Below are 6,656 nucleotides of genomic sequence, written 5' to 3' on the forward strand. Positions count from 1 at the left end.
AGTAGGCCCATTATTGAGCAGGTTTGATAGCCGTGAGCAAAGCATTGACTTCCATTCTGTGGCAAAGGCTAATCTGCGAAAAACCCATCTCTCTCAATTGATTGAGCGCCAGCGACTCACGCATGATATGGTCTTCGGATTCGTCATGTAATATATGAATTATCCAGCTCTCCAATAAATCAAGCTTATTGGCTTCTATCAATATCTTGAAATAACCACTTACCTCTTTCTGAACAAGCCGCGTATGCATGGACATATCGTCCAGGCCATAACGGTCTCCATTAATAAATTGCCCGCCGGGTTTTAAAATGCGGAATATTTCCGCTATCACTTTGTGGCGATAAGCATGTTGAAAATTGTGCAAAGTGTAGGCGGATGCCACGATGTCAACGCTATCAGTTGCCGTATTTTCTAATGCGGTCAGGGCGTCATCGCTACAAAAAAACAGCCTTTCATCATCAGCCCATTTTTTTAGATGGTTTTTGGCTTGGTTCTGCATGGCGGGTTCGTTATCAATGCTTATTACCATTGCCATTTCTGCGCTCTTCTTTATTTTCCAGACGGGCACGCCTGACGCTAAAGCATCGGCAATACTGCTTCGAAGACCCATACCGACAGGTATCATCAATTGCGCACAAGCGCGCTTCACTGCTTCCCGATGCCGGCCGTGGGATGGCTTTCGGCCGCCGACCTTATCGGCTGCAAAAAGAGCGGCGGCCATACTGACGCCAGGAGACGGAGCGGTGTCGATTAAACCTGCATCGAAACCACAGGCATCCAACACTTTGATATTGCTCTTAAAGCGCGTTGCCGCTTCTGTCATTGTGAGCTTTTCAATGTTCGCCATAGCCGCATCGGAAGTTATCGAACACAGAACCGGTTCAGCGGACAAGTCATTGAAACAGACCCGCTGCATGTCCCCGTCAGCCGTGAACATCTGAATGGCAAGATAGCCGCTCTTAAATTCTTGCAGCGTACAAGACGCGTTTGCCTGGGTATCAAGGTCGATCACAGCAATCTTCATACCTCGCTCAAGGAAGTCAAACGCGAGATGTACAAGGGTCGAGGTTTTGCCAACGCCCCCTTTTTGGTTCGAGGCGACCAGAGTTTTCATTTCTTTGCCTCCAGTTTTTTTGTTGCGTCCTCTGCCCATTTCTTGACGATAAACGCTTGATGCTCCGGCAGGACCGCCGCCACCCGCTCGAACCCATCCGGGATCTTCTCTTGTTGAGCCGCCGCCCCTGAGCTAAAGCGTTGGGCATCAAAGAGAGAACGCTATGCAAGACGAATAAACTGCCGAACCAGACAATACGGCCGTTCGCACTGGACTATGGCGGGCGCTGCATATGCAAGCATACGCGCCGCCGCACGTATTTGAAGATGAAGTCAGCTTGAAGCTGATCGCACTGGATGATGATTGTGGTAACCCTCCTGACATGAGCCCGTTCACAAAACCGTTCCGGGCATCCATTTTGGCGCGGGCTCGATTCATCGAAGACTTGGTGCTGGAACAGGTTTCGTGTGGTGTTGATCAGTATGTTCTTCTCGGCGCAGGCTTGGATTCGTTTGCACAACGCAAGCCTGACCTTGCCTCTCAACTACGCATCTTCGAGCTAGATCAGTCGGAACCTCAAGAGTGGAAGCGCCAACGCCTTTTGGCTGCCGGCTTTGGTATTGCTGATCACCTCAAGCTTGTTCCGGTGGACTTAGATGCGGGCGACAACTGGTTGGAGCGACTGGTTGTATCAAATTTTTACGATAAGCGCCCGACAGTCGTTACATCTACTGGTGTAAGCATGTATTTGACCAAAGATGCAATCATATCGACCTTACGTCAAATTGCGACATTCGCGCCTGGTTCCACATTTGTCATGCCGTTCCTATGCCCGGTTAAAATGCTAGAGTCCGAGATACGCATTGGGGTTGAGCGTGCTGCAGAAGGTGCGCGTGCCAGTGGCACGCATTGGATTAGCTTCTTCAAGCCAGACGAGATAGTGACTCTTGCCCACGAAGCAGGGTTTGATGAGGTACAGTATGTGTCGGCCACCGCTCTGGCGGGACGCTACTTCGCTGGCAGATCAGACGGTCTACGTCCGCCAAATAATTCCGAGGAACTGCTGGTGGCAACGGCTTGAATGCCCAGCAAATCGCTCCAACCGACTGCCATCCAGCATCACGGCCTGTCGGCGGCTGAGCTCCAGGGTTGAATGGCTGCTTTCCGGTTTTTACCCGCCATTCCCTTGAAATTCGTGATCGTCTCTTTTTGGCCGATCTTACAAAACCGGTTAATATGAGCCGCGGGCTGTTTTGGAGAACATTATAACTTGATGTTTTTATGATGAATAAAAACAAAAATAATCGCTTATCTATCTAATTTATCAAGCCCAAGGCATTCATCTTAGGTTCTAATCTTATAGCCAGTTTTAAATACCCACCCTACAAAAATCAGGCAGAGGGTTAGAAAGCCAAAGGTAATGCCAATACTTATGGCCACATTCACATCCGCAACGCCATATAAACTCCAGCGAAAGCCGCTGATCAAATACACTACCGGATTGAATAAGGTGATTTTTTGCCATAATGGAGGCAGCATTTTAATGGAATAGAATGCGCCGCCCAGGAAGGTAAGGGGAGTAACAATTAACATCGGAACCACCTGTAGTTTCTGGAAATTATCAGCCCATAAGCCGATAATGAAGCCAAACAGGCTGAAAGTTATAGCCGTGAGCAGGAGAAAGGCAACCATCCACCAGGGATGGACGATCTCGTAGGGCACGAAAACGCGGGCGGTACCCAGAATAAGGATACCTAAAATCAACGACTTGGTTGCCGCCGCCCCCACATAACCCATTACCACTTCGACCCATGAAACCGGTGCTGACAGCAGCTCATAAATAGTGCCTGCCCACCTGGGCATGTAAATGCCAAAAGCAGCATTGGAAATGCTTTCATTCAATAAATTCAGCATGACCAGGCCCGGGATAATGAAGGCGCCGTAACTGACGCTGTCAATCTCACCCATACGGGAACCGATGGCTTTGCCAAATACAATGAAGTACAGCGAGGTGGTAAGTACCGGTGCAGCAATGCTTTCCCATAGCGTACGAAACGTGCGGGCCATTTCAAAGTGGTAAATAGCGCGGATACCCTGGATGTTCATGACGCATTGCCCCTGGACTGATGAATCAGGTTGACGAAGATATCCTCCAGTGAACTTTCGCTGGAACGTAAGTCTTTAAATTCTATACTATGATCACTTAGCGTACGCAATAGCTCGGCAATACCGGTTTCTTCTTCCTGGGTATCGAAGCTGTATACTAACGATTGCCCATCGTCAGCGAGCGTTAACGACCAAGAGCCTAGCCCGGCCGGGATACTGGCCAGAGGCTGTCGCAATGTCAGAATGAGCTGTTTTTTGCCAAGCTTGCGCATCAGTACCTCTTTGTCTTCAACAATAATAAGTTCACCTTTGCTGATGATGCCGATGCGGTCTGCCATGTCTTCGGCTTCATCTATGTAATGCGTAGTCAGAATGATGGTAGTGCCCTGCGCGCGAAGCTCGCGCACCATGCGCCACATGGCGTGCCGTAACTCCACATCGACGCCGGCGCTAGGCTCATCCAGGAACAATATCCTGGGTTCATGTGCAAGAGCCTTGGCAATCAACAAGCGGCGTTTCATACCGCCGGACAGCTCCTTGATTTTCACATTACGTCTGTCCCAGAGTGACAAATCGCGCAGCACTTTTTCCAGGTAAGCCGGGTGTGGCGCTTTACCGAATAGCCCCCGACTGAATTTGACCGTGGCCCAGACCGACTCAAACGAGTCCGTATGCAGTTCCTGTGGCACCAGCCCGATGATTGCGCGTGCCGCCCGATAGTCTCGCACCGTGTTAAAACCATCGGCGATGATGATGCCTGACGTGGCACTGACGAGGCCGCAGATAATGCTGATCAGTGTCGTCTTGCCCGCTCCATTAGGCCCGAGCAAGGCGAATATCTCGCCGCGTTTTATCTCCAGGTTAATGTTTTTAAGCGCCTGGAAACCGCCGGCATAGGTCTTGTTAACGTCATGCACAAGGAGGATAGAATCCGATTTTTCAGCGGCCATGGCAGGATGTGGACATTTAACTATATGATTCACCTGATTTATAAAAATTCAGTCGTAGCTCGTGTTTACCACAGGCGGGTAATGGCATACGCTGAAAGCTGTTCGTCAGGGCTTAACAGAGGAATTCGGTTTACCATTGCTTGGGCAACGAGTAGCCGGTCAAAGGGGTCTTGGTGATGCAGCGGCAGGCTCTGCAAGGCATAGGTGTGGTTCATTGATATCGACATTTCTGTCAGGGCATTAGCCTGAACGCGATTGGCAATGAATTCCTTGGGCGGTTCAGTCAAATGCAATTTTCCCAAACTGTATTTTATGGTTATTTCGAAACCCGAAGCCGCACTCAATAACAGTTCATTCCCAGAGTCTAAAAATATTTCTTTAGCTAATGCAGAAAGTTTAGGATCATCGGTAACAAGCCATAAAAAAGCGCAGGTATCCAGCAATACCTTCATTGAAAATGTTCCATAAAATCTTCCGGCAGTTGGTCAAAATCGGGCCTTATTTCGACCATTCCTTTTGCCTCCCCTAAACGGCGTTGCCGGGCTTTTTCCCGGTAAGCCACTAACCGGGCGATGGGCTTATTAGCTCTTGAAATAATAATTTCATCACCCCCTTCTACCTGTTGAAGTAACTGGGATAGCCGGGTCTTGGCTTCATGGATGTTGATCGTTTGGGTCATCGGATTATCCTTAGCTAATTATTTAGCTAAATTGTATCAGATCCAAGTAGAGCGGGAAATGTTTCAAAATCCGTTGCGAAATCTTTAGACCAGGATTGCAACAAGGCATGCGAGAGACATATTGGGATAGTTGATTTTGATGATTTGAAAGAAGGGCTTTACCGATTTTTCCATACCTGTAGTTTCTTGATTCCATAATCGCCATTTCTTGCACTTATCCGGCTTTTTTATCTTACATTAATTGCAGCTGACTTAAAACCGTCTCACATTAAGTGATTTTATCGATACAAATTTCTCACTTTTTTGCGAATTACCCTTTTTCCTGTCGGTTCGGGAACTACGGTGGCATAAGTCTGGATTATGCCTTCTTTACAGGTAGAACGGGGCACTCTTTCAAGACTAAAACTATAAACTCCAGGCGTAAACAGGTAGAACCAATTCTGGAAAGTTATGTATTGACCTTCTTCAATTCCGGTATAGCTTGACTTACCGTAATCGAAATGGCGGCTGCTAACACGACTGCTTGTTTTACCCCTAATCAGGAATTATTAAGCGCAATGCCCTGTCAAACCGATAATGCTAGTGGTTTCAAAAGAGGTTTCGATGAAACGGTTAATCAGGCTGCTTGTCGTGGTCGGCTGGGCGTTGCTGATGCAAGGCTGTGCCATTTATCCTTATGACGGTGCGGTAGTTTATAGCTATGGCCCCTATGCCGGCTACGATTATGGGTATCGGCCTTACCTATACCCGCCCTATAGCTATTACGGCTATCGGCCTTATAGTCATTTCGGTTGGAGCGGCCGTCATTACTGGCAGGGCGGTTACAACCGGTATTATGGCCGTGGCTTTGGCTGGGGCACTCATCATGGTTGGGGCGGACATTATGGCTGGGGAAGAGGCTATGGCCGCCACTGATACAGTTTCATCGCAGTATCAGTGCCTTACGGCAATCTCTCCCCTTTCCCGCTATGCATCATAACCTGCAACCGATCATCCGGATTATTGTGTCCGGAAACCTTGCCCCCCTAGCCTTTTGGGGTCGTGCCGCGCACGTCCTGCTCGACCTCAATAGAGGCCACGACAGCCTATAATTTGCCCAGGCTGTCGATAAACAACGCTCTGGAACATAGATTATTAACCCCCAACATCTCCTCTTCCATACGTTACCTCATAAAGCGACTGGCTGCGCGAAAGTTGGGTATGAATTCAAGGGCCTTTGAACCTATGCCCTGACGAGTCTTACATTTGTCACCCCCGATTATCCATTAACGGCATCCTTATAGCTTATTTTTCGGCAGACATAAAATAATTGCAGGCTGCAACAATTAACTGATTGGCTGGTTTTGGGTGCGTTCATTGTGAGCATTACTGGTTGTAGCTCATACAGTACCCCTATCACCGACAATTTGGACTAGCGGGGTCATTTAAACGGAAACCTGCAGTTTCAGAAAACAGAAAATTATAGGGTAATAAAAAACAATAAGCCAAGATGCCAATAATCAGCAATAGCTTGTCTGACTATTGCCCGGGGGGTGTAGAGGTATCTTGTTGACTATGCTTGAAATTAAACCATAACCGTAATTTTCTGCACAGATGCTCCCGCTCCAATTCGATTAACAAGGTCCATCCTTACTCTCTATGAGTTGCAAGCCCTAAGGCTTTTTCCTTCTCGATAATTACCTCATGGTCAGTATTCATGAGTTTTGCACGGTCGAGCCATTTAACTGCACTTGCATTAGTTTGTGTATTTCCTTATTGAACTCATCGGCCCTGGCTGCTGGCAATTACCCATTGAAATATGCCTTGATTTCGTTTCTCCGGGCATTCAAGTGTTCACATAAAGCCGTAGTGTTATAGCCGTGCCGGT

6 protein-coding genes and 2 pseudogenes are annotated in these 6,656 nt (G+C 48.1%); 2 read left to right on the top strand and 6 right to left on the bottom strand.

The features are described 5' to 3' along the window. Positions 1-10: 10 nt before the first annotated feature. The gene (locus tag HUX64_RS01415; RefSeq protein WP_174624469.1) at positions 11-1,114 is read right to left on the bottom strand and encodes an AAA family ATPase; all 1,104 of its coding nucleotides are present in this window, start codon (positions 1,112-1,114) and stop codon (positions 11-13) included. Next, a pseudogene (locus HUX64_RS01420) lies at positions 1,111-1,224 on the bottom strand (transcriptional regulator); the annotation flags it as partial. The pseudogene HUX64_RS01420 and the gene HUX64_RS01415, both read right to left, overlap by 4 nt. A 95-nt stretch (positions 1,225-1,319) precedes the next feature. Between HUX64_RS01420 and HUX64_RS01425 the strand changes: the two are divergent. Next, positions 1,320-2,135, top strand: a pseudogene (locus tag HUX64_RS01425) (class I SAM-dependent methyltransferase); the annotation flags it as partial. A gap of 263 nt (positions 2,136-2,398) precedes the next feature. Here the strand turns inward: HUX64_RS01425 and HUX64_RS01430 are convergent. From HUX64_RS01430 to HUX64_RS01445, 4 genes are all read right to left on the bottom strand, one after another. Continuing rightward, positions 2,399-3,160, bottom strand: coding sequence for an ABC transporter permease (locus HUX64_RS01430; RefSeq protein ID WP_174624470.1), 762 nt, complete (start codon positions 3,158-3,160; stop codon positions 2,399-2,401). Next, a complete protein-coding gene (locus HUX64_RS01435; RefSeq protein ID WP_174624471.1) occupies positions 3,157-4,110 on the bottom strand; it encodes an ABC transporter ATP-binding protein in 954 nt (317 codons plus the stop codon). Before HUX64_RS01435 ends, HUX64_RS01430 begins: the two co-directional genes overlap by 4 nt. Before the next feature lie 65 nt (positions 4,111-4,175). After that, on the bottom strand, positions 4,176-4,562 hold the full coding sequence (locus HUX64_RS01440) for a type II toxin-antitoxin system VapC family toxin (protein ID WP_174624472.1): 387 nt from the start codon (positions 4,560-4,562) through the stop codon (positions 4,176-4,178). Continuing rightward, positions 4,559-4,789: a type II toxin-antitoxin system Phd/YefM family antitoxin gene (locus HUX64_RS01445; protein ID WP_174624473.1), complete on the bottom strand. Its 231-nt coding sequence runs from the start codon at positions 4,787-4,789 to the stop codon at positions 4,559-4,561. The genes HUX64_RS01440 and HUX64_RS01445 overlap by 4 nt, the downstream gene beginning before the upstream one ends. A 603-nt stretch (positions 4,790-5,392) precedes the next feature. On the opposite strand from HUX64_RS01445, the gene HUX64_RS01450 reads away from it, so the two are divergent. Then, the gene (locus HUX64_RS01450) at positions 5,393-5,704 is read left to right on the top strand and encodes a hypothetical protein (RefSeq protein ID WP_174624474.1); all 312 of its coding nucleotides are present in this window, start codon (positions 5,393-5,395) and stop codon (positions 5,702-5,704) included. The last annotated feature ends 952 nt before the right edge of the window (positions 5,705-6,656 follow it).

This window comes from Candidatus Methylobacter favarea, from assembly GCF_902806695.1.
Lineage (GTDB): Bacteria > Pseudomonadota > Gammaproteobacteria > Methylococcales > Methylomonadaceae > Methylobacter_B > Methylobacter_B favarea.

Coding starts and splice junctions, on each gene's coding strand:
- HUX64_RS01415 (WP_174624469.1), bottom strand. CDS start 1,114: ATGAAAACTCTGGTCGCCTCGAACCAAAAAGGGGGCGTTGGCAAAACC.
- HUX64_RS01430 (WP_174624470.1), bottom strand. CDS start 3,160: ATGAACATCCAGGGTATCCGCGCTATTTACCACTTTGAAATGGCCCGC.
- HUX64_RS01435 (WP_174624471.1), bottom strand. CDS start 4,110: ATGGCCGCTGAAAAATCGGATTCTATCCTCCTTGTGCATGACGTTAAC.
- HUX64_RS01440 (WP_174624472.1), bottom strand. CDS start 4,562: ATGAAGGTATTGCTGGATACCTGCGCTTTTTTATGGCTTGTTACCGAT.
- HUX64_RS01445 (WP_174624473.1), bottom strand. CDS start 4,789: ATGACCCAAACGATCAACATCCATGAAGCCAAGACCCGGCTATCCCAG.
- HUX64_RS01450 (WP_174624474.1), top strand. CDS start 5,393: ATGAAACGGTTAATCAGGCTGCTTGTCGTGGTCGGCTGGGCGTTGCTG.